At 40.1% G+C, this 21,604-nt stretch carries 20 protein-coding genes; 12 read left to right on the top strand and 8 right to left on the bottom strand.

Features of this window, described 5'->3' with window-relative positions; all coding sequences use genetic code 11:
• Nucleotides 1–39: 39 nt before the first annotated feature.
• Together AC6UD6_RS04545 and AC6UD6_RS04540 are read right to left on the bottom strand one after the other, a co-directional pair.
• Complete coding sequence (locus AC6UD6_RS04545) at nucleotides 40–852, bottom strand: hypothetical protein (protein WP_500695824.1); 813 nt, start codon at nucleotides 850–852, stop codon at nucleotides 40–42.
• 105 nt (nucleotides 853–957) lie between these two features.
• Nucleotides 958–3,096, bottom strand: coding sequence for an LTA synthase family protein (locus AC6UD6_RS04540; protein WP_500695823.1), 2,139 nt, complete (start codon nucleotides 3,094–3,096; stop codon nucleotides 958–960).
• Nucleotides 3,097–3,230: 134 nt separating this feature from the next.
• Here AC6UD6_RS04540 and AC6UD6_RS04535 point away from each other — a divergent pair, with 134 nt between their 5' ends.
• The 3 genes from AC6UD6_RS04535 to AC6UD6_RS04525 all read left to right on the top strand — a co-directional run bounded on the left by AC6UD6_RS04535 (nucleotide 3,231) and on the right by AC6UD6_RS04525 (nucleotide 6,027).
• Nucleotides 3,231–3,887 carry a histidine phosphatase family protein gene (locus AC6UD6_RS04535; protein WP_500695822.1) on the top strand — a complete coding sequence of 219 codons (657 nt, stop codon included), beginning with the start codon at nucleotides 3,231–3,233 and terminating at the stop codon, nucleotides 3,885–3,887.
• Nucleotides 3,888–3,904: 17 nt separating this feature from the next.
• Nucleotides 3,905–4,342, top strand: a complete 438-nt coding sequence (locus AC6UD6_RS04530; RefSeq protein WP_500694070.1) for a MerR family transcriptional regulator — start codon at nucleotides 3,905–3,907, stop codon at nucleotides 4,340–4,342.
• A 533-nt stretch (nucleotides 4,343–4,875) separates the two neighbouring features.
• On the top strand, nucleotides 4,876–6,027 hold the full coding sequence (locus AC6UD6_RS04525) for an MFS transporter (protein ID WP_500695821.1): 1,152 nt from the start codon (nucleotides 4,876–4,878) through the stop codon (nucleotides 6,025–6,027).
• Between the two features lie 40 nt (nucleotides 6,028–6,067).
• Here the strand turns inward: AC6UD6_RS04525 and AC6UD6_RS04520 are convergent, their stop codons facing one another.
• Nucleotides 6,068–8,731 carry an MMPL family transporter gene (locus AC6UD6_RS04520; protein ID WP_500695820.1) on the bottom strand — a complete coding sequence of 888 codons (2,664 nt, stop codon included), beginning with the start codon at nucleotides 8,729–8,731 and terminating at the stop codon, nucleotides 6,068–6,070.
• A gap of 129 nt (nucleotides 8,732–8,860) precedes the next feature.
• A complete protein-coding gene (locus AC6UD6_RS04515) occupies nucleotides 8,861–9,784 on the bottom strand; it encodes a magnesium transporter CorA family protein (RefSeq protein WP_500694066.1) in 924 nt (307 codons plus the stop codon).
• Between the two features lie 196 nt (nucleotides 9,785–9,980).
• Between AC6UD6_RS04515 and AC6UD6_RS04510 the strand changes: the two genes are divergently transcribed.
• The 4 genes from AC6UD6_RS04510 to apf all read left to right on the top strand — a co-directional run bounded on the left by AC6UD6_RS04510 (nucleotide 9,981) and on the right by apf (nucleotide 12,667).
• A complete protein-coding gene (locus tag AC6UD6_RS04510; protein ID WP_500695819.1) occupies nucleotides 9,981–10,619 on the top strand; it encodes a glycoside hydrolase family 73 protein in 639 nt (212 codons plus the stop codon).
• A gap of 36 nt (nucleotides 10,620–10,655) precedes the next feature.
• Nucleotides 10,656–11,438: a TerC family protein gene (locus AC6UD6_RS04505; RefSeq protein ID WP_500695818.1), complete on the top strand. Its 783-nt coding sequence runs from the start codon at nucleotides 10,656–10,658 to the stop codon at nucleotides 11,436–11,438.
• Nucleotides 11,413–11,733: a thioredoxin gene (gene trxA / locus AC6UD6_RS04500; RefSeq protein ID WP_500695817.1), complete on the top strand. Its 321-nt coding sequence runs from the start codon at nucleotides 11,413–11,415 to the stop codon at nucleotides 11,731–11,733. The genes AC6UD6_RS04505 and trxA overlap by 26 nt, the downstream gene beginning before the upstream one ends.
• A 307-nt stretch (nucleotides 11,734–12,040) precedes the next feature.
• The gene (gene apf / locus AC6UD6_RS04495) at nucleotides 12,041–12,667 is read left to right on the top strand and encodes an aggregation-promoting factor (RefSeq protein WP_500694062.1); all 627 of its coding nucleotides are present in this window, start codon (nucleotides 12,041–12,043) and stop codon (nucleotides 12,665–12,667) included.
• A 126-nt stretch (nucleotides 12,668–12,793) separates the two neighbouring features.
• On the opposite strand, the gene tyrS is transcribed toward apf, so the two are convergent.
• Together tyrS and AC6UD6_RS04485 are read right to left on the bottom strand one after the other, a co-directional pair.
• The gene (tyrS, locus tag AC6UD6_RS04490) at nucleotides 12,794–14,047 is read right to left on the bottom strand and encodes a tyrosine--tRNA ligase (RefSeq protein ID WP_500695816.1); all 1,254 of its coding nucleotides are present in this window, start codon (nucleotides 14,045–14,047) and stop codon (nucleotides 12,794–12,796) included.
• 250 nt (nucleotides 14,048–14,297) lie between these two features.
• On the bottom strand, nucleotides 14,298–15,092 hold the full coding sequence (locus AC6UD6_RS04485; protein ID WP_500695815.1) for a tyrosine-protein phosphatase: 795 nt from the start codon (nucleotides 15,090–15,092) through the stop codon (nucleotides 14,298–14,300).
• 149 nt (nucleotides 15,093–15,241) lie between these two features.
• Here AC6UD6_RS04485 and AC6UD6_RS04480 point away from each other — a divergent pair, with 149 nt between their 5' ends.
• The 3 genes from AC6UD6_RS04480 to rbsU all read left to right on the top strand — a co-directional run bounded on the left by AC6UD6_RS04480 (nucleotide 15,242) and on the right by rbsU (nucleotide 18,167).
• Nucleotides 15,242–15,493: a hypothetical protein gene (locus AC6UD6_RS04480; RefSeq protein ID WP_010022943.1), complete on the top strand. Its 252-nt coding sequence runs from the start codon at nucleotides 15,242–15,244 to the stop codon at nucleotides 15,491–15,493.
• Nucleotides 15,494–15,607: 114 nt separating this feature from the next.
• On the top strand, nucleotides 15,608–17,125 hold the full coding sequence (gene glpK, locus AC6UD6_RS04475; RefSeq protein WP_500694059.1) for a glycerol kinase GlpK: 1,518 nt from the start codon (nucleotides 15,608–15,610) through the stop codon (nucleotides 17,123–17,125).
• A 121-nt stretch (nucleotides 17,126–17,246) separates the two neighbouring features.
• Nucleotides 17,247–18,167 carry a ribose/proton symporter RbsU gene (gene rbsU, locus AC6UD6_RS04470; protein ID WP_500694058.1) on the top strand — a complete coding sequence of 307 codons (921 nt, stop codon included), beginning with the start codon at nucleotides 17,247–17,249 and terminating at the stop codon, nucleotides 18,165–18,167.
• A 61-nt stretch (nucleotides 18,168–18,228) separates the two neighbouring features.
• On the opposite strand, the gene AC6UD6_RS04465 is transcribed toward rbsU, so the two are convergent.
• Both AC6UD6_RS04465 and rlmD read right to left on the bottom strand, forming a co-directional pair.
• Nucleotides 18,229–18,636 (bottom strand): hypothetical protein, encoded by a 408-nt coding sequence (locus tag AC6UD6_RS04465; protein WP_500695814.1) that lies wholly within the window; start codon nucleotides 18,634–18,636, stop codon nucleotides 18,229–18,231.
• Between the two features lie 16 nt (nucleotides 18,637–18,652).
• Nucleotides 18,653–20,065 carry a 23S rRNA (uracil(1939)-C(5))-methyltransferase RlmD gene (rlmD, locus tag AC6UD6_RS04460; RefSeq protein ID WP_500695813.1) on the bottom strand — a complete coding sequence of 471 codons (1,413 nt, stop codon included), beginning with the start codon at nucleotides 20,063–20,065 and terminating at the stop codon, nucleotides 18,653–18,655.
• Between the two features lie 117 nt (nucleotides 20,066–20,182).
• On the opposite strand from rlmD, the gene AC6UD6_RS04455 reads away from it, so the two are divergent.
• Both AC6UD6_RS04455 and AC6UD6_RS04450 read left to right on the top strand, forming a co-directional pair.
• Entirely contained in the window at nucleotides 20,183–20,839 is a 657-nt protein-coding gene (locus AC6UD6_RS04455) for an ABC transporter ATP-binding protein (RefSeq protein ID WP_500694055.1), read from the top strand.
• Entirely contained in the window at nucleotides 20,832–21,599 is a 768-nt protein-coding gene (locus tag AC6UD6_RS04450) for an ABC transporter permease (RefSeq protein WP_500694054.1), read from the top strand. Before AC6UD6_RS04455 ends, AC6UD6_RS04450 begins: the two co-directional genes overlap by 8 nt.
• The last annotated feature ends 5 nt before the right edge of the window (nucleotides 21,600–21,604 follow it).

Genomic DNA, 21,604 nt, shown 5'->3' with positions numbered 1-21,604 from the left:
ATATGACAAAAATACCACTACCTCAATGATAGTGGTATTTTAGTATCCAATGACATCCTCTGCCACCGTTTCTAGCGTCTTGGTTTTGATGTCGGCTACGTTAATCCAATACAGACAATTTTGGCGTGGATAAAACAAGCCTAACTGCTTAACCATTTCAAAATAAGACTTATTTGCTGAATGGAGCCCCATGATGTAGTACATCAGGATCTGGAGGGTGAATTTATTGGTTGGTTTAGCCTTTGATACCTTGAAATCCCACAGCCCATCCTTGGTCAGGTAGTCACCATCGCCGTTTACGACGGTGTCGGTGTACGCACCGGGAAAATCAAAGTCAATTGTAATGGGACCATCTTCTGATGCTTGCTTCAAGAACTGAACGCCCCGGTTAACCATTTGTTTGATGTGCTCAATGGTAACCTCATTAGCTTGGTACTTGGGACGAGGAACGTAGTAACCTGGTCCCATCCGATAGGCAATGTCATAATTAACGAGTTGAATGGCGCACTGAATGCTGTCATCATCAAGTCCGGAATTGATTTCACTGGTTAATTGTTTAAAACGGTCCATATTACCATCGTAATGGTGACCAGTCTTTTCGGCCGCTAGTAGGTCAACGTTATGGGCACCAATTTCAGGAATACTGAATGCTGCCACGACGTCTCCGGTGACTTCAAACCGTGTTAGATAGTCGACGACCAGTCCCATAAAGCTGGGCGTGATGTTTTCATTAGCAATCGGTAGAAATTCGTCTGGCGTAAACTGCTTAATGTGAAGGGATGAGACGGGAATGAAACCACCACGGGGCTGTTTATACTGCTTGGCTCTTTTTGTAACTGTATACTTAGTCATAATTTGTAACCTTCCATCCCTAGAGTTACCCGTATTATAGCACAGCTGAGAAGCGTGTGATCCCCAACAAAAGAACCCACATCAACTGATGTGGATTCTTTATAGTTATTCTTTGTTTGAATCAGGGTTGGTAATCTGAATTCGATTAGAGTTAGTTGAACTATGGTAAAGCTCAGGAGCATCGGTATGGTATAAACTGTTCGTACTCTTATCATGTCGTTCTGAGTAGAGACTGGTTGAGGCTTTTCCAAGCTTCTTTTCAATGTTTTCTTCATGGTCCAATCCGTTAGCATAATTGTACTTCTGCGGATTAACTGGTTTAAATCCCTTAGGATGATAGAAACGAAGTAGGTTTTGTTCATTCAACGTATCGGATAACGAGAGTTCCAGATTGACTTTATCCTGCGTCTTTTCTAACTTCTGTTTCAACTTTTTATCCGGATGGATTACCTTTTGGGTCTTGTTATCGTAAACCGTTCCATTAACCGAGGTGTACTCAGGGGAGACCCAGTCCCGATTTCTGAAAGCAACGACCTGATCATGATGCTTTGAGAAGAGATCGGTTCCAAATTGGATGTACTTCTTGGAACTGATTCCAAGAAGGTGCATCAAGGTTGGAAGTACATCAATTTCACCACCATAGGTATGATCCACGTGACCATTCTTAATGCCCTGCATGTTAATCATGAACGGAACTCGTTGCAATTGGGCGTTATCAAAGTCATTCCAGTCGTTGGGGTCTTTTCCAAGTAGCGGTGCTAAGCTGGTGTTTTCAGAGTTCGATAAGCCATAGTGATCCCCGTATAGGACAATCACGGAGTTCTTTAGTAAACCGGCTTTGTCAAGGTACTCATAGAGTTCCTGAACTGATTGGTCGAGATAGTGGGCCGTTACAAAGTAGTTGTTAACGGCTTCATCATTAGTATCAGGGGCCTTGAAATCAGAATCCTTCTGATCCTCAGCGTCTAGTTGATACGGGAAATGATTGGTAACAGTGATATATTTAGCATAGAACGGTTGCTGGAGGTGCTGAAGATAGTTGGTTGAATCTTTAAATAAGAGCTTATCCTTCAGTCCGTATCCGGTTGACTTATCACCCGAGGTATCGTAGTAACTGGCGTCAAAGAAGTAGTCATATCCTAGGTTTTTGTAAGTGTTGTTTCGGTTCCAGAAGCTAGCAACGTTTCCGTGAAAGACGGCGGACGTGTATCCCTTTTGACCAAGGATGGCAGGAGCACCCTGGAAGGTGTTGTCACTGCCAAGTTGAGCAAATAAGGATCCCTGTGGGAGACCATAAGTACTAGTCTCAAGCATGTTTTCTGCATCGGACGTCTTACCTTGGCCGACCTGATGGAAGAAGTTATCAAAGGAATAAGTTGATTTACTGTGATACAACTTATTTAAAAATGGAGTGACTTCCTGGCCATTGATCTTTTTATCAATCACGAACTGTTGGAAGCTTTCCAGATGAATGATAATGACATTTTTACCCTTGGCAATCCCATACATTTTCCTATTAGGAGCGGCGTAGTGTTCTTTTTTGAATTTAAGAATACCCGTTAAGTCAGACTTATTGGCATTGGCCCGCATATTAGTGGTTTGTTGAGACTTAATTCCGTCATAGACGGTAAAAGAATCCAACCCCAGGTATTTAACGATGTAAGTGCGGTCAAAGGTTCTGGTCAATAATTGGGGACGATCCATGTCGGCCAAAGTAATGTTACCAACTAACATAAGGGCTCCAAGTGAGAAAACCGCAAAACCAACTCGGGCCTGTAGTGGCCGTTTGTCAATCTTAATCACTTTAAACAAAAGTAAGAGGATGACGATCACGATGTCGATCCAGTAAAAAACGTCGTGGGGCGAAGTTAGTGCTAATGAGCTTCCGCTTAGCCCCTGGTTGACCTTGGAATAACCGGTCATGGTCGACACCGTCATAAAGTCGGTGAATTCACGAAAGTAAATTACGTTTAAGTATAAAAGAACCGTGTTTAGAAAATCCAGAAACAGGATTGCTGGATAAAAAAGTTTAGCTGGTTTTAGATAAAGCGCCAAACCTAACATAATAACGGTGGTTGCGATTGGATTAATTAGGAGCAAAAACAGTTGAAAGATACTGTCGACACCCAAATTAAAGTCAGTGAAATATGCGTAAATTGTTTTAGCCCAAAAAAGCACTACTAGTAAGACGAAAAAACCGATTCTAGTATTGCATTTAGACAGAATTTTCTTGATCGTTTTCAAGGTATAAAGTCCCCTTTTTAAGTCCAACCCCTATCTTATCAGATTTATTAAATTTGGGTAGGATTGAGGGAGAATCTTAGAGAAAAGTTAAAGCCCACAAGTGATATACTTAGAGTGTGAATGGAGGAGATACAATGGCAAAATTTACCCTATACGTTGTCCGACACGGACAAACTTATTTCAATATTTTTAACAAATTACAAGGCTGGAGTAATTCACCACTAACCGACAAGGGAATTACTGGTGCCAAAAAGACCGCTAAACGTTTATCTAACATCAAATTTGTTCAAGCTTACTGCAGTGATACTACTCGTGCTGAAGATACCGCCAAGATTATTCTAAACGATAATTTAGTTTCAGATATTAATGAGCCTGTCGTATCTCCCAATTTTCGTGAACAATTTTATGGTTATTTTGAAGGATTAAACATGGATGAAGCGTGGTACGAGGCCGGAGCACCTCATGGAGTACCAACTTTTAAAGACATTGTAAATAAATATGATATCAATACGGCTAAGGACTATATGAAAGAGGCTGATCCTTTCCATATGGCTGAAAATGCAGCTGATTACTGGAAACGACTTGATAAGGGGCTAGATATGATTACTCACGATGCTAAGGTTCAAGACGGCGACAACGTCCTCTTGATTAGTCACGGAAATACCCTGCTTAGTTTAGTAGAACGTTTTTCTGACGGACAGTATGATATGACAAAACGTCCCGAAAATGGCAGTATTACTAAGATGAGTGTTGATGGTAATCAAATCAAGGTCACTGAATACAATAAGTAGTGGAGGCGAGGCGACAAATGCATGAAGCTAATGACAAGATCATCAATTCCTTTAACATGCAGGACTTTATTTTTCGAATTGGTGAAGTTAGTAAGATGACGGGGGTATCACCAAGACAACTCCGATACTGGGAGAAAAAGGGATACGTGAGAAGTACCCGAGTTGAAAAATTAGCGTCACGAGTTTTCAATTTTTCAAATTTTGTACTGATTAAGTTAATGAAAGAATATCTAGATGACGGTTACACCCTGACGTCTGCTTATCAAAAGGCGACGCAGTTTAAATCACGAATTGCTTTTTTGTATTCCTTTTTTAAGCGAGTGGATCATGGTTGTGACGAAGTGAATGGAAAACGAATGGCAGACATGGGATACTTTGATGATGCGCACACGAAGCGTTTGTATGGCTACCTTGATGACGACGGGGAAGTTAAGTACCTCGTAAAAGATAACTAAAATTACTCGAAAAGACACCAAAGCTGATAATTAGTTTTGGCGTTTTTTGACGGAATGACTCATGTACGGTAGCATGTTTATTGGCAGTAGAAAAAGTAGAGTGCTAGGAAGGGTCATTTGATAATGGCATTGCTTGAAAAAGTCATTTTGACAATGCTGGGATTGGTATCAATTTTGATACTAGTTGCTGTTTTGTTAGTATTTTAGAATTTAACCCAGTGGGGAATCGGCAGAGGTGCCGATTCCCTTTTTGTTAGGAGCCTTGTTTTTAGGGACTAAAAGTATATACTTTTGAATAATCATTAATTATGTCGGAGGTGTGAACGATGGAAAGCGAATTTCAAGAAATTGGCAGTAAGTTTTCAGCACGTCATGTAACTGTATTTATTCAAAGACAGACTGTTTCCCAAATAGTTGTGAAATGAAGTTGAATCATAATTTCATTCGATTATTTGGGTGAAACATTCATCCTGAATCAATCATTGAATTTCCTCAACTTCATTAGTAATCGTTAAACTGAAATGAGGGAAATTATGAAAAATATCAGGAAAATGTATACGTACGCATTCTTTTCTAACTTAACCTTTGAATTAGTAATTTGGATGCTTTATTTGAAACATATGGGATGGTCAGTTGGCCAAATTGCATTATTACAACTTGTGATTAACGCAACTCAGGTTATTTGTGAACTACCATCCGGAATCATTGCTGACAAAATTGGCTACAAAACCACTTTGATTTTGGGTCAGATAATGTGTGTATTATACGTGGCAACTTTTTTTGTCGCACGTAACCACTTGCTAGTATTTGGTGGGTTCGTTTTGTTTGGAATTGGACTTTCGCTAATTTCGGGAACCGATGAGGCCATCATTTATGAGGCGGATGAAAAACAACACTACCAGAAATTTTGGGGACGATACAACGCCATCATGATTTGTACGGTTGCTTTCAGTAATATGGTTGGTGGGTATTTGGCAGACATTTCGTGGCCACTGGTCTTTACCGCCTCAATTATGGCCCACGTTCTTTCAATCATGACGGTATTAGTGATCAAACCTCGACCGGTGGTTAATGAGCCCGATGCTCCAAGTGTCTTAAAGCAATTGAGGACTTTCTTGGTCAGTAATAAAAATTACCAGAAGTTAATCCTAGTAGTGGCGATTTCACAGGCTACGGCTTCGATTATGTATCAATACGGGTCGTTGTATCTATCCCACATTACAAGATTTAGCACCGGTAACATTGCGATGATCCTAGCGATTGTTGATATCATTGGAGCTGTTTTTTCGGCAAACGTCTTTAAAGTAGTTGCTAAATATGGCCGAATGAGGGTGATTTCTTTAAGCATGGCAATTGGCTTATTGATGTCACTGCTCTTAGGGATTTCGAATTTCATCGTTGCTTTAATTGCATTTGTAATTTTTAGTTCACTTTTTGAAGTGTGGGATACGACACTAAACGCTGAACTGCAGGATACAGTGGTGAAACGACTCCGAGTTACGTTGATGTCTTTTTGCAATCTAATTACGGCTCTTTTGATGGCGCTTGAGTCATTGTTTATCAGTGCCTTCTCAAAGGTTATTAACATTCAGGTGATTTTTGTATTATTTGGTGTTACGGCAATGTCTGGTTCTTTGGTCATCTTGTTTCTTTACTTTAAATCAATTCGTAAAATGAATTTTTAGGGCATAATAAAAGCCATCAGTTTAACTGATGGCTTTTTGATTATTTATTTTTGGCTCGTTTGTTTTTATAAAGGGGCCAATGATGCAAATCGGAACGAGGTAACGTGATTGCTAGTTTGCCAAGTCCAGTCGTGACAAGTGGCAGGATGACATTAAAGATAATAACCGTGATGATGACGGTCAGTCCGATGAAGTCAAGCGAGTGAAGCAGACTAACGAAAAGACCGAATGTAATGATAATGGTAGCAAACATCACGTAACTAACTGTTTTTGTAAATGCACTTGTCCCACCGGTCAACCATCCTAGTAAGTCCGGATTTTGTTTTCGGTAGGAAATGGCCAAAAAGGTTAATTCAAATATCCCAATTATAGAAAGGGGAACCAGCATGGAAACGGATGCCTGCCAGTTTAATTGACCGTCACTTGCGGCATAGTACATGATAAGTTGGGTGGCCTTCAGTGCAGAAAAGACACTCATCACGTATGTGATTAACCACCAAAATGGTTGGAGAATGGAACGACTAACGATGATGATGGAGGCGAAAACGATTAAGATGATCATCATCATTCCAATAATAAAGTCGTGGTCAAAGTTAGTTTGAACGTTGGCGTTTTCAATTGGCTGGCCGGTATAAGCGACCTTAGCATTTTCAAGGCTGGTGTTTTGTAACTGGTTTCTAACCGTATTTTGCATGTTGTGAACGTTATTTAAGTTCATGTTTCCGGTGGGCTCATTGTTAAATTCTACTTCAAGCTTGGTTACTTTTTGGTTCTCGCTTGCAAAATTATACTTAGTTTGATAAAAATCGGTGTCATTAATCTGTTGCGGTGAGATGTAGAAGGTATTCCCAGCACTTGACTTCTTGACACCATTTAAATAACCAGTGACGGGCGTTAACTTATCCTTACTTTCCCTTAAAGTTCGGTTAACGGACGCAATTTCACCACGAACTTTAGACGCTTGTTCGTTGTATTGCTGGACCGCTTCTTGCGCTTCCAGTCCAGAATTTTGGGCGTCAGAGATTTGGTTGCTTAACTGGGTCAAGCTTTGACTGGTGGTACTCAACTGATCAGACACTTGTGAGAGATTTTGGCGAAGTTTTTTGGACTTCTGGGCTTGATTAGATGACTGAGCCGTTTCAAGTGGAGTGAATGTGCTGAAATTGTTGGTGTCAGCTTGTTCACTCGTATCGCTAATCCGATCAAGTTGTCTAATCAGTGAATCGACTGATTTAGTCTGATTCTTAATGTTTTTCTGTTGAAGTGTCTTGTTTGCACCCTTAAGGGTTCTTTGTGATCCCTTAAGAGAGTTACTAATGCCATTAAGGGTTGAAGTGGTCTTATTCAATTGATTTCGTAAATAGTATTTATCAATTTCATCCCCACCTGGTTGAGTCACAGAGTACACCTGCGCAACGTTTTTTTGAGACTGAAGCTTCGTTGTAACCTGGTCAATGGCACTAATGGTGTTGTCATTATTAAAAGGTCGGTTATTTTTGATATAAATAGTGACTGGAGTTGGTTTTCCCTTATTAAAGTGATTTTGAAGGATGTGTTTACCGACTTCAGCCTGATCATTAGCAATTAAATTGTTGTTAGTAAGGTAGGTTACATTAGAACGATAGAATAAAACCAGTGGGACCGTAATCACTAATGCAATTAGTAGGCCTAGGAGAGGTTTTAAAAGCGAGACATGGGCAAGTTTACCCCAGAAGCCCTCGTTTGCTAATTTTAAAGTTTTCTTCTTTGGCCAGAAGAAAGTTGGTCCAAGGAGTTGCATGAACATTGGGGTCACGGTCATCACGGCTAATAAAGTTATTAGTACGACAATGGCGACGCTACCAATGGCCCGAACCGAACTAAACTTGAGCAGGTAAAGTGATCCAAATGCTAATGACGTAATTATTGCGGTTGCCCCAAGTGGATATGTAAGACTTTTAGTGGCTGTTTTACTGGGGTCAATGCTTTCTTTTTTAAGTGCCAATTCAAAACGTCGATACAAAAAGAAACTAGCAAGGGTACCAAATAAAGTTACTACCAAGCCAGTTACTAAAGGAATGTATGGCGAATACGGGAGACTAAGTTGAGTTGACATTAAAGCTGTTGCACTTAATGAGACCAAGTAAGCAATGATCATGGTGATAAAGGTAAAGACTGGTGCTAATAGTGATCTAAATGCAATGGCAATAAAGACTAAGGAAAGAATGAAAATTGCAATGGTCACAATGTTAGTGACGCTTAAAATCTTCTCGTTGTTATCTTGATTAATTAATTGCGGACTGGTGACGTACGTCTTCAGTCCATTATTAACGTTGAATTGTTTTTGAAGCGTGTTAGCAAAACTTGCACTTGTAGCATTGCTTTTTGGAACATGAATATTCACGATCTCGGTTGATTGATCGTTGGAGATAAATTTCGAGGCACCATTCGGGCTCGTATGAGCGGTCGTAATCCGACTAATGCCGTTGCCCCCGTTACTTTTCTGAATCTTACCAACCCGATTGTAAATGTCCTTTTGCTCAGAACTGGTAATTTTACCCTTGTTGGCGTGGTAAACGATGTTCATACTTGTGGTTCCATCTAAGCCTTCGCCCCATTGGTTCTGTAAGTTCTGTGCTTTATACATCTGGGACTTTGAGTTCATTTCCGGGTTGCCAGCCTGCATCACAACCTGACTCAGGTTGGGGAGACTGACAATTGCCATAAAAATGACAACTAGCCAAATAATTAAAGAGAAAATCCTATTTTCGTGTAACGTCCTTATAAAATGTTTCATCGAAGAAAATTCCTTTCATTTTATTTCACTACCCCCTCATGCTCATTTTATATTAAATTAGTTCTTAAAGAAATGGTTTGCGCGTAAAAACAGCAACACAATGATGATAAAAATGATCGTGATGATAATGGTTATAATCCACGCTGATGGTTTATCCATAAATGGAAGTTTTACGTTTTCACCATAGAACCCAAATACGATGTTTGGAACACTTAGAATTAACGAAAAAACGGTTAAAAACTTAATCGTGTTGTTCAAGTCACTATCAAGGAGGTTGGAATAAGCGCTTGCTACTTGCTGAGTCGCGGCGTTCGCCATCTCTGCCATTGAAAGTCCCTGTTGAAGTTCGATACTGATATCTTCAACGGCAGCTTTTTGATCCTCAGTAAGGTCCCTTGTAAAACGCCGCTTGAAGTCGTTAATCATATCGTTGTTTGATCCGAGTGACGTTAGGAAATATACTAAGTCGGTCTGTAGATTAAGCAGGTGGTTGATGGCACTTTTATTGGCCTTGCCACGTAAGTTACGTTGAATGTTAGTTCTGACACTGTTGATTTGGTTAATATAATCAAAGTATTGGACGGATAGTTGGTACAACGTTTTATTAATTACGTCAATTGGTTGTAATTCTGCGAGTTGTTTTGAACCGGCTTTTTTTATAATGGAAGAAATGAGTTCGTTAACGAAGTTAGTTTTATCGGCCGTGAACGTAAATAACATGTTGTCATGGGTTATGATTCCAATTGGTTCAGCAGAAACATCCCCGTTAAAACGAGTCGGTTCGGCCACATCAAAAATGAAAAGGAGGACTCCTTCTTCATCGTAATATTCAACCCGAGGCCGTTCGTGACGGTCAAGTGCATAATAGAGCATTTCGTTGTTTAAATGGTATTCTGTTTTTAAAATTTCCTTATCAGCTGGACGGCAATCGATGGTTTTAATCCAGTTAATATTTTGGTTGATTTTTTCAATTTTAATCAATGCAAAACTACTCCCGTTACTATATTGTTAGATATTTTCATACTACACTAAATGGTTAAGCTAGTCGATTTTAGTGGGTGTTTCTTCCATTATAATGCGTAATTGGAAATGAGTAAGAAACTTTTTTAAGTAATCATAAATACTCAACAAAAAATAGTTGGCTAAGGTATAATAACCACATAGGGAGATGTTGTCCGTGAAACACAGTAAAAAGAAAAACGTGTGGATTGCAATTGTGATTGGAGTAGTTGTCGTCCTGCTACTCGTGTTCGCTGCATTTAAGATTAGACACATGTTGATTAACCATTCATATCAAGTTCGACAAGAGCAAATGAATAACGCCACCAAGAAACGTGATAAAGAGATCGAAACTCAGCACAAAGAGTTTATTCAAAAAATTGGTGATCCAGCCGTTAAGATTTACGAGAAAAAGCAACAGGTTTTGCCAAGTATCGTGATCGGACAGGCCATTCTCGAATCGAATTGGGGTCAATCCGAACTCTATAAGAAAGCCAATAATCCGTTTGGAATCAAGGGAACGTACAATGGTCAGTCAATTTCATACGATACGACCGAGTACGTTAATAACAAGAAAACGACCGAAGTGGGTCAGTTTAGAAAATACCCCTCGGTTGCTGATGCCATCGAGGATCATAATGAGACTTTAAATACCAAGTTTTTAAAGAAAACGGGCATTACGAGCTTTAGGCAAGAAGCCAACTTGTTGCAAAAAAATGGCTACGCTACCGATCCCGATTACGCTAATAAGCTAATTGGTGTCATCGTGAACCATCAATTAATGAAATACGACGTTAAAGCAATTAACAATTACTAATTACTAATTACAACTAACTAATGGAGGAGTCTTTGATTGTTCGACCTACTCGCTAAATTATATGGTCCTTTTTTTGATCTACATAACTGGGAAACCGTCATAACGTCTGGAAATGACTGGTTGATTATTTTCTCATTGGTAGTGATTGAATGCCTTTTATCCGTTGATAATGCAGTTGTCCTTGCGGCCCAGACTCAAGTTCTTCCTACTAAAAAGTGGCAGGAAGAATCTTTGTTTTACGGAATGTGGGGAGCATACATCTTTCGCTTTTTGATCATCGGAGTCGGAGTGTACCTAATTAGGTTCTGGATCATTAAGGTCTTAGGTGCAGCTTATTTGTTTTATCTTGCGTTTAGTTTCTTTTATAATATGCACAAGAGTAAGCACAAAAAGAGCCGAACTCATCAGGTCAAACCAAATAAGAAAAACCACACTCGCAAGTACTTTTGGTGGGTGGTAGTTCAGATTGAATTCATGGACATTATCTTTTCAATTGACTCGGTGCTAGCGTCGTTAGCCATTTCACCTAATCCAGTGATCGTCTTAATTGGTGGGATGATTGGGATTTTAGCGATGCGTGGAGTAGCTGAGGTCATAATGATGTTGATGAAAAAGATTCCTGAACTACAGCCGATGGCGTACTTCTTGATCATTATCATTGCGTTGAAACTTTTCTTATCGATTCCAATGATTGACATTGAGATTCCAGCGGGATGGTTTGGCATCTTGGTAATTGTCACACTAGTGGCTACTTTAGTTATCCATGTGATTAACGTGAAGAGGGGGAAAGACTATGGCAGTGGATCTAGATCAGAATAATTTTGACTCAGAAATTACGGGACCAATGACCGTGGTTGACTTCTGGGCACCATGGTGTGGTCCATGTAAAATGATGGATCCGTTGATTTTAGAACTGGAACGTGAGTACAAAGGTCGAATCAAGTTTTTAAGGCTTAATGTCGATGATAATCAGGAGATTGCCAGAAAATACCGGGTCATGAGTATTCCAACACTAGTATTATTTCGTAACGGAAAGGGCGTTGAGAAGGTCACCGGAGTGTATCCTAAGAGTAAATTAGAGCACTATTTTAATCGAAAATTAGCTGAAAAATGATGAAATTAAGTAAAGTCTTATGCTTTTAATAACTTTTTTTATGGCAGAAGGCTTTTTCTTTTGCTAAAAATTGGTGTTGTGAAATGTTGATCAATCCTTGAAAACGGGCATTATTGCGAGTTTTGTTACATTGACGTTACAACGTGACAAAATAATCGGTTTTTTTAACATTGCTGTTTTTGCCATGTAAATAACAGTATTTAGAATGTGAAATTGTTGTTTGAGTATATTTCAGTTTTAAGAAAACGGAAGTAACAAAAATTTATAGGAGTGATTTATCATTTTATTAAAATCTAGAAACGTAAAGGTGCTTTTAGCATCTATTTTCACAGTAGCCGGTGTGTTAATGACTGCAGGCTTCAACGCCAATGCTGCCACTAACACTAATCAAGTTACCGTTAAGAGCGGTGACACAGTCTCAAAAATCGCAAAGCAACATAACACTAGCATCAGCAGCATTGTTAAGGCTAACCACCTTAAAAATGTCAACCTGATTCATGTCGGAGAAAAGTTAACATTACCTACTAACGCAAGCAACATGACTTACCAAAGTAACAATACTCAAACACAACCATCTGCTCAGGTAAGTAGCAATGCACAATACACTGCTGCACCACAGCAAAACGCACAACCTGCTCAAACACAACAACAAGCAACAACTACAACCACTACTCAACCTGCTGCAAGCAGTAACAATAATGCAAGCAATGCCGGTGATAACTCTGGTTTAGCATCAATTGCACAAGTTGAATCTGGTAACTCATACAGTGCTCGAAACGGTCAGTACATTGGTAAATACCAATTGTCTTCATCATACTTAAATGGTGATTACTCTCCAGCTAACCAAGAACGTGTGGCTCGTCAATACGCAGTTTCACGTTACGGTTCAATCGCTGCTGCTGCTCAATTTCGAGCATCACATAACTACTGGTAAGATTTAATTTCAAGTTAACGATTACTCAAACGAAAAACAAGATGCAAAGGGGACGAAGAATAATTCTTCGCCCCTTTTTTGGATCCAAAAAAATCCCAGTACCATATTTATGATACTGGGATTTATTTACTTAACCTTAGCTAAGAAGTAACGTTTCTTGCCGCGTCGTATGATGATAAACTTCCCGTCAAATTGAGCTTGGGGGTTAATTTCAGTGTTGACGTCGGTAACCTTTGCTCCATTGATGGTAATAGCGCCATTATTAACGTCTTCTCTAGCCTGACGTTTGGATTTATCAACTCCAGCCGCAATGATTAAATCGACTACGTTTACGGGATCAGAACTAATCGCAGACGTTGGGACACTGTTAAATGCCTGACTAACTTCTTTTACTGATAGGTCTTGAACGTTGCCTTTAAAAAGAATTTTTGAGATATTTTCGGCCTGCTTAACGGCGTCTTCACCGTGCACAAATTTCGTGACCTCACGTGCTAATGTCTTCTGGGCTTCTCGTTTCCAAGGCTCATCTTTAACTTTTTGGGCCAGTTCATCAATTTGATCCTTAGGCAAAAAGGTGAAGTATTTGAGATATTTGATAACGTCAGCGTCGTTTTGGTTTAGCCAGAACTGGTAAAATTCATACGGTGAGGTCTTTTCTGGATCAAGCCAAACAGCACCACCAGCGGTTTTTCCAAACTTAGTTCCGTCTGATTTAAGCATTAATGGGATGGTTAATCCGTATACCTCGGCGTCTTGACCTTCAACGCGATGAATGAGGTCAATTCCGGCCGTGATGTTTCCCCATTGGTCTCCACCACCAATCTGAAGTTGAACGTCATGGTCACGATAAAGAGTGAGAAAGTCCAATGCTTGTAGGATTTGGTAGGTGAATTCTGTGAAGGAAATGCCCTTTTCCAGGCGACTGGCCACCACTTCTTTTGATAACATGGTGTTGACGTTAAAGAGTTTTCCGTAGTCACGAAGAAAATCAAGCAGTGACACGTTAGACGTCCAGTCGTAGTTATTCACGATGTGAATGTTACTGTCACTGCCAAAGAGGTGCTTCATTTGCTTCGTTAGGGCGTTAACGTTGTGTTTGACCATCTGTTTGGTCTGAAGGGGACGTTCGGTGTTTCTCCCACTTGGATCACCGATGGAACCGGTGGCCCCGCCGATTAGGATGTATGGGTGAAAACCAGCCCGTGAAAAACGTTCCATGATCATAAACGGAATTAGGTGACCAATGTGCATACTATCACCAGTTGGATCGACCCCACAGTATAGGGCAATCTTTTTCTCGTTGGTTAATTTTTCTAGTCCGTCTTCGTCGGTTGTTTGGTTAATGGCACCTCGCCATTTTAAATCTTCAATGATATTCATTGTTGTTTTCCTCCTGTTGTTGATAAATAAAAAGCGTCCTAGTAGTAATTGACTACTGGGACGCTTGTGCGCGGTACCACCCACGTTCAGATACAAAAGTACCTGCACTTATTTTGATGTGTAATTTTAGGTAGTTCATCTAATATCCTGTGTGACTTGCACCAACCGCCACTTCTCTTATCACTTAAATATTAGACTACTTTTGATAAACTCATCGTATCATTACCTAGCCGAATTAACAATATGCAAATTATTCAAGGTAAATTTGACGTAACTGATGAATGTCGGCATTGGTCAATCCAATACCTTCATGGAGAAATTGGTTCATTCCGCCGTATAATTGATTGATTTCGTCCATTGCGGCATTGAAAAAGTCTAATGAGACACTATAAAGGGATCTTAGACTCTTTAGGGCTGCATCATTATATCCTTCTTCTTTGGCTTGCTCTAATCGAGCATCAATCACTGGTTTTGCCACCTGATTGGTTAACAGGTAATCTTCTTCGATGGTTTTACGATCGACTCCTAGGGCAGAGAGAATCATGGTCGCAGACATTCCGGTTCGGTCTTTTCCGGCTGTACAGTGAAATAGGACGGACTCGTCATCTTGCTTGTTATCGAGTAAAACTTCAAATAATTTTTTAAAAGCCAAACGACAGTGTTTCGTTTTAATCATGCTTTTATAGACGTGTTCCATATGATCATGACCATAACTAGGGTGATTGCACAGGACTTTCTTCATTTCAGCTGGACTTTTCGAATTGTCGGTTGCATCTTCTTTAAAGATCGGATCAAAAATGTAGTCGACAGCAGAAGTTTCCACTTGATCGGCCAGCATGTCGACTTCAGGTTGACTTCTGAGATCAACGTCAAAGCGAACCCCGTAATGCTCAAGGGTTTTTAGATCATTTTCACTGAGCTCACCTAAGTGTCCCGCACGTAGTAACTTGTGCCACTTAGTGGTTTTACCATCAACAGTTTGGTATCCACCTAACTCACGAAAATTTTCACCAGTTGGAATGGCTAGAACTCTTTTATTTTCCATGTTTTCCATGTAACCCACCTTTCAATGTCAGTGTAATATAATTATATCATGAAGCCCGTGTTCCACATGAATTTTTGAGATATGATTTTACAAATATTAGAAAATAGAATAAGCTTAGCGTATGAAGATTATTAAGGAGAGTATGAATTATGGCAATGACTGAAAGACAAATGATTCAAGAAATCTTAAACACGGTTGATGTTGGTTATGATTTTGAAAACGTTGATGAAGATAACAAGCAGTACACGTTGTTGATTAAACGTCAGGATAATGATGTTCGTGATTTAAACGAGATTAATGCTGAAATCAAGGAATACTTTAAAGATGCTGATTTTTCTTATGACGAACAGGTTGAGCCAAAAGATATTGATGCTGACATTCGGGTTGAAGTTAAGCGTTAATTAATGATGCCATAAAAGAGAAAGTAGATTTTATTCTACTTTCTCTTTTATTTTCAAGTAGTGAGATGAATTGAATCGTGCTAATATGAGTATCAAAAATACGATGAAACGGAGATGAACCAGTTGTCTGACAATAAAGATTACGTCCTAGCGATTGATCAAGGATCGACTAGTACGAGAGCGATTATTTATGATCATAGTGGTAGAAAAGTCATTGAGAGTTACAAGGAAGTTCCTCAGATTATCAATAGTGACGGATGGGTTGAACAGGATCCAAACGAGATTTGGAACTCCGTGCTTTCTGCCATTGCGAGTGCCTTGATTGACGCCTCCATTCACCCCGAAAACATTGCCTCAGTGGGGATTACCAATCAGCGTGAGACCACGGTAGTGTGGGACAAAGTGACCGGCAAACCCATTTACAATGCCATTGGTTGGCTTTCAAAACAAACTAATTCAATTGCTGAAGACCTAAAAAACAGGGGGTACGAGGACCTAATTCATAAAAAAACGGGCCTAGTTATTGACTCGTATTTCTCTGCTACCAAGGTCAGGTGGATTTTAGACCACGTTAATGGTTCACAGAAGCGCGCTTCTGATGGTGAATTGTTATTTGGGACCATTGATACGTGGCTCGTCTGGAAATTGTCTGGTGGGAAATATCACATTACTGATTATACGAACGCCAGTCGAACGATGATGTTTAACATTAATGACTTAAAGTGGGACGACGAAATCTTGAAGATTTTAAACATTCCAAAGATCATGCTTCCGACCGTTCATGCTTCTGATGAAGTTTATGGAACGACCGAAAACTACCAATTTTATGGTGTTAGTGTCCCAATTGCTGGAATTGCTGGCGATCAGCAGGCGGCGTTGATCGGACAAATGGGCTTTTCAAAGGGAATGGTTGAAAACACCTATGGTGATGGTGCTTTCATCATGATGAATACTGGACACCAGCCGCAGTACTCAGACGAGAATTTATTGACGACCATTGCGTATGGAATTAACGGAAAAATTACGTATGCACTTGAGGGTTCAATATTCGTGGCTGGAAGTGCGTTGACGTGGCTTCGAGACCAAATGAAGATTATCACCAGTGTTCCTGAGTCCAGACAGGCGGCTAAACGATCGACCGACCACAATGAAATCTACGTTGTTCCTGCTTTTAATGGATTAGGGGCCCCATACTGGGACCAAAATGTCAGAGGAGCCGTTTTTGGTATTACCCGAGGAACTAACAGTGATGATTTTGTAAAGGCCACGCTTCAGTCAATTGCGTATGGAACTAAGGATATCGTTAACACAATGGAGTCCGATACCGATCTCGATATTCCACAGATTCGAGCTGATGGGGGAGCTAGTCGCAATAGTTACTTAATGCAGTTTCAGTCTGACATTTTGAATATTCCGGTTCAACGAGCCAGCGATGAAGAAACGACCGGATTTGGGGCTGCCATCTTGAGTGGACTAGCAACCGGGTTCTGGAAAGATTTAGATGAAGTTCAGTCCATTTATGAAGAGGGAAAGATTTTCACTCCTTCAATGAAAGCAGCTGAACGAGATAAATTGTATCAGGGATGGAAGCGAGCGGTTAAGGCCACGCAGGCTTTTAAACCCATTAATTAAGACTTGCTTTGCAAGTTTTTAAATTTTTCTTAATGAAAACGTTTTCTTTTTATTTTTGACGTGTTATAATTAATTTCGTAAATAAGGGTTACAAAAGTATTTTGAAAAGAAGGTATGGGATATGAGTTTTGAAGCAATATTAATTGGATTAATTCCAGTGATTGGTTGGGGGCTATTTCCAACTATTTCATCAAAAATTGGTGGTAAACCAACGAACCAAATCTTTGGTGCCACAGTTGGTACATTGATTTTTGCGATTGTTGTCTTATTATTCACACAAGCTGGCTTCCCAATGGGCTGGAACTTAGTCTACGGAATCTTGTCTGGTATGGGTTGGGGCTTCGGTCAAATCATGGCCTTTAAAGGTTATTCTTTGATTGGTTCTTCAAGAGTTATGCCAATCACGACCGCATTTCAGTTGATTGTAACTGCTTTGTGGGGTGCATTTGCGTTAAGTAGTTGGCCTGGTATTGGTCACAAGATCATTGGAATCCTTGCTTTGATCGTTATCATTATCGGTGCCACTCTTACCACTTGGAGCCAAAACAAAGAAAACGTTAATAAAGGTGCGCTTGAAAAAGCCGTTATCTTACAGTTAATTGGTGTTATTGGTTACTGGTTATACTCAGCCGCTCCACAGGTTAATAACTTGACTTGGGCTAAGGGAATTTTGCCACAGTCCACTTCAGTAATGACCCCAATGGAAGCATTCTTGCCACAGGCAATGGGAATGGTCTTGATGGCTATTATCTACGGTTTGATGAACATGAAGAGTGAAAATGTGTTTGCTGAGGGTGTTTCATACAAACAGATTATTGCTGGTTTCTTCTTTGCAATTGCCGCATTCTCATACTTGATTGCTGCACAACCAAACATGTTAGGTCTTTCAACTGGATTCGTTCTATCACAGGTATCAGTAGTTGTTGCTACCTTGACCGGTGTTTACTTCTTACACCAGAAGAAGACTCCAAAGGAAATGGTTGCTACTTTGATTGGTTTAGCTTTGATCATCGTTGCTGCTGCCGTTACCGTTATGCTATAAAATCATTAATCTCAAACAAAAAAACACTTCACATTATGTGAAGTGTTTTTTGTGTTCCTAATTATTTATAATAATGACTTCGTTTTAAAAGTTCAGCTGAACGTTTATTGATGGGAACAAATCCCTTATTTTGCAAATGCCGGAAAAACATCATATTGTATACAAAACTCCATGCTAATGGCATGATTGCAAAAATCTCATAGGCAGAGGATGCGATGTTTAATCCAGTTAAGACGGTAAGTGCCATTGCTAGGATAAAATCCACCCCTAGCATACAAAGGGTATTATAGAAATCACCACGAAAAATAGAAGGCCAGATTCCAAAAACTAGCGTAGTGAATGAGAAGCCCACCTTTTGGACTTTGACTTCTTGGGTTTCTTTATTTTGCACGACGGCGTAGTTAGGTGGCAAGAACATGTTGTTCATGCCATTATTCCCACTATTATTGCCGTTATCGAATGGATTCATTGACAATTGGACCTTTCTAAGACTTTAAAGTAAATTTGACGACGACTTCGACGTGCGGAGTCTGTGGCATCATATCAACTGGTTGCAGGTAGTCCACGTTATAAGACTTCGTTAGTTGGACCAGATTCTGAGCTAGCGTTGATGGATTACATGAAACATATACAAATTTTTGTGGTTTAGCGGTTAAAATGGCATCAATTAAGTGTTGGTCAAGGCCAACGCGTGGTGGGTCAACCACCAGTGCTGTGGGTTTAAAACCCTCGGTTATCCACTGCGGCATCAAATCCTCGGCACTGCCAAAGTAGTAGGTGGCGTTATCAATATGATTGATTGCTGCATTATGATTGGCGTCGGTGATGGCTTCCTTAATGGTATCCATTCCTCTAACTTCAGAAACTTGGTTTGCTAATGAAAGACCGATGGTTCCTACCCCAGAATATGCATCAATCAAACGATCATCAGAATCAAGATTGAGGGCTGTTCCAGCTAAATCGTAGAGTTTTGGTGTCATGATGCTGTTGAGTTGGAGGAAAGCTCTTGGTGACAACTCAAATGATAAACCATTAATTTTTTCGGTAATACTATCATTTCCAGCTAAATGAACCGTCTTTTCTCCCCAGATCAAAGGTGAGTCACCAGGATTGATGTTTTGCATGACGGAAGTGACTTCTGGAAGGCGATCGGAAATCATTTCTAAGAGTTGATTTTTCTTAATCAACTTGGGCGTGTTAGTGATGAAAACCACCTGCACGTCGTTGGTATTGAGAGCTGCTCGAACTACCAAGGTTTTTAAAATGCCAGAGTGATTGGATTCAACGAACGTTGGGATGTTTAGTTCCTGAACCATTTCGACTAAAGCGTGCATGACCTTCATGGTAAGCGGATACTGAACGGAGCAGGTCTCCATGTCGACCACTTCGTGAGTTCCTTCTTTATATAATCCGGCGATGACTCTTCCGTTTGCTTCAGTTCGAACTTGAAACTGGGCCTTATTACGGTATTCATAGGGATTATCCATCCCGATCGTTTCCCTGACATCATAATGATCATAAGCCCTCGGATGATATCTTCTAAGCGATTGTTTAACTAAATCACGTTTGAATTCCAGTTGCTTAGGGTATGCGAGGTCTTCGAGTTCAAAACCACCAACTTCTCCAGCATATGGATCACGCGGTTTAACCCGAAAGGGACTTTCCTTATCAATTTGAACTAATTTTCCGCGTAGGTATTTAGGTTTAATCTCGGTTACATCAGCTTGAACTAATTCACCAACTAGCGCACCAGGAATAAAAATTAATTTGCGATGAAAATAACCAATTCCCTCACCATTAATTCCGAGACGCTTGATGGTGACCGTAACTCGTTGGTGGAGTTCTACCGAAACATTTGACGATCTTTTTGAACCGTTTCTAACTCTTTTATAACTCATTAGAACTCCTTTTTTCTTCATAACAACGTCTACGTCATTATAGCAGACTCATATATGATACAAAAGTGTTGTATAATCATACTGTTAATTTGTTAAAAAGAAAAGAGAGGTATCAAAATGGCAGTACTAGAAACTAAAAACCTATGCTACGACGCTGATGGACGTGAGATTATCAAGGATATCAGCTGGAGCGTTGATGCCGGAGAGATCGTTACGATCACTGGTCCATCAGGGAGTGGGAAGACAACTTTTGTGAGACTTTTGGCGGATCTTTTGACTCCCAGTTCTGGTGAAGTAATTTTTGAAGGCCAAAACGTCGCTGATTTAAATCCAATTGAGTATCGGAGAAAAGTATCATACGCTGTTCAGCAACCCACCTTGTTTGGCAATACGGTCAAGGATAATCTTGAGTTCCCATATCAGATTCGAAATAAACCGTTTGATAAAGAACATGCGTTAAAAGCACTTCAAACCGTCGATCTAGGTGATGGTGATTTGGATCGGACGGTCGATAATCTTTCTGGTGGGGAACGCCAACGGGTCGCATTAATTCGCAACATCATGTTTGTGCCTGATGTGCTTATTTTAGATGAGGTTACCACTGGCCTTGATGAGAACACCAAGGAAAGTGTGCACAAGATGATTAACTACATTAATCAAAAAGATCACACCACGGTTATCATGATTACTCATGATCAAGGTGAGATTGACCATGCCACCGAGTTAGTCACAATTGTTAATGGACGACTAGTTAAAGGAGATAAAGATGCCTAATTTAATTGTTTCAAATCAAGCGCTCGCATTAACTGGACTGCTGGTCTTAATCGCGTTATTTGTCGGATGGAAAGAAAAGTTGGGCATTGATAAGTCAATTATCATTGCCACCATCCGTTGTGTGGTTCAGTTATTTATAGTTGGGTACGTTTTACGATTCGTTTTTCGGATCAATAACGTTTTTTTAACCCTGATTTTAATCTTAATTATTTTGTTTAACGCCGCTTATAACGCCAAGGGACGTAGTGACGGTATGGAACACGCACTCCCCATTTCCATCATTGCGTTAGGAAGTAGCACGATTGTGGTACTTGCGGTATTAGTCTTTGCGGGAGCAATTAAGTTTATCCCGTCTCAAGTGGTACCAATTACCGGAATGGTTGCCAGTAACTCAATGGTTGCCTTGGGACTGTGTTATCGAAGTATGAATTCCATGTTTAAAGACCGGAGACAGCAGATTATTGAAAAATTAGCTCTGGGAGCCGACGTGAAAACATCCTGTTCTGACATTGTGCGTGACAGCATTAAGACCGGGATGCAGCCCACGATTGATACCGCGATGACCGTTGGACTGGTTAGTTTACCCGGGATGATGGCTGGTTTAATCTTTGCTGGTGTTGATCCGGTTAAGGCCATTAAGTACCAGATCATGGTAACTTTCATGTTGCTTGGGATTACGGCCGTTAGTTCAATCATCGCATGTTACATGGGTTATCATAGTTTTTACACTAAAAATGACCAGCTTAGAAATATGAATTAATAAGT

This window comes from Fructilactobacillus sp. X8R2C1 (genome assembly GCF_059900955.1).
This window is presented reverse-complemented; position numbering and strand designations above follow the sequence as displayed.

Excerpts from the sequence above, each read along its gene's own strand:
- AC6UD6_RS04545 (WP_500695824.1), bottom strand. The coding sequence starts at position 852 with ATGACTAAGTATACAGTTACAAAAAGAGCCAAGCAGTATAAACAGCCC.
- AC6UD6_RS04535 (WP_500695822.1), top strand. The coding sequence starts at position 3,231 with ATGGCAAAATTTACCCTATACGTTGTCCGACACGGACAAACTTATTTC.
- AC6UD6_RS04530 (WP_500694070.1), top strand. The coding sequence starts at position 3,905 with ATGCATGAAGCTAATGACAAGATCATCAATTCCTTTAACATGCAGGAC.
- AC6UD6_RS04525 (WP_500695821.1), top strand. The coding sequence starts at position 4,876 with ATGAAAAATATCAGGAAAATGTATACGTACGCATTCTTTTCTAACTTA.
- AC6UD6_RS04520 (WP_500695820.1), bottom strand. The coding sequence starts at position 8,731 with ATGGCAATTGTCAGTCTCCCCAACCTGAGTCAGGTTGTGATGCAGGCT.
- trxA (WP_500695817.1), top strand. The coding sequence starts at position 11,413 with ATGGCAGTGGATCTAGATCAGAATAATTTTGACTCAGAAATTACGGGA.
- tyrS (WP_500695816.1), bottom strand. The coding sequence starts at position 14,047 with ATGAATATCATTGAAGATTTAAAATGGCGAGGTGCCATTAACCAAACA.
- AC6UD6_RS04485 (WP_500695815.1), bottom strand. The coding sequence starts at position 15,092 with ATGGAAAATAAAAGAGTTCTAGCCATTCCAACTGGTGAAAATTTTCGT.
- AC6UD6_RS04480 (WP_010022943.1), top strand. The coding sequence starts at position 15,242 with ATGGCAATGACTGAAAGACAAATGATTCAAGAAATCTTAAACACGGTT.
- glpK (WP_500694059.1), top strand. The coding sequence starts at position 15,608 with ATGAACCAGTTGTCTGACAATAAAGATTACGTCCTAGCGATTGATCAA.
- rbsU (WP_500694058.1), top strand. The coding sequence starts at position 17,247 with ATGAGTTTTGAAGCAATATTAATTGGATTAATTCCAGTGATTGGTTGG.
- AC6UD6_RS04465 (WP_500695814.1), bottom strand. The coding sequence starts at position 18,636 with ATGAATCCATTCGATAACGGCAATAATAGTGGGAATAATGGCATGAAC.
- rlmD (WP_500695813.1), bottom strand. The coding sequence starts at position 20,065 with ATGAGTTATAAAAGAGTTAGAAACGGTTCAAAAAGATCGTCAAATGTT.
- AC6UD6_RS04455 (WP_500694055.1), top strand. The coding sequence starts at position 20,183 with ATGGCAGTACTAGAAACTAAAAACCTATGCTACGACGCTGATGGACGT.
- AC6UD6_RS04450 (WP_500694054.1), top strand. The coding sequence starts at position 20,832 with ATGCCTAATTTAATTGTTTCAAATCAAGCGCTCGCATTAACTGGACTG.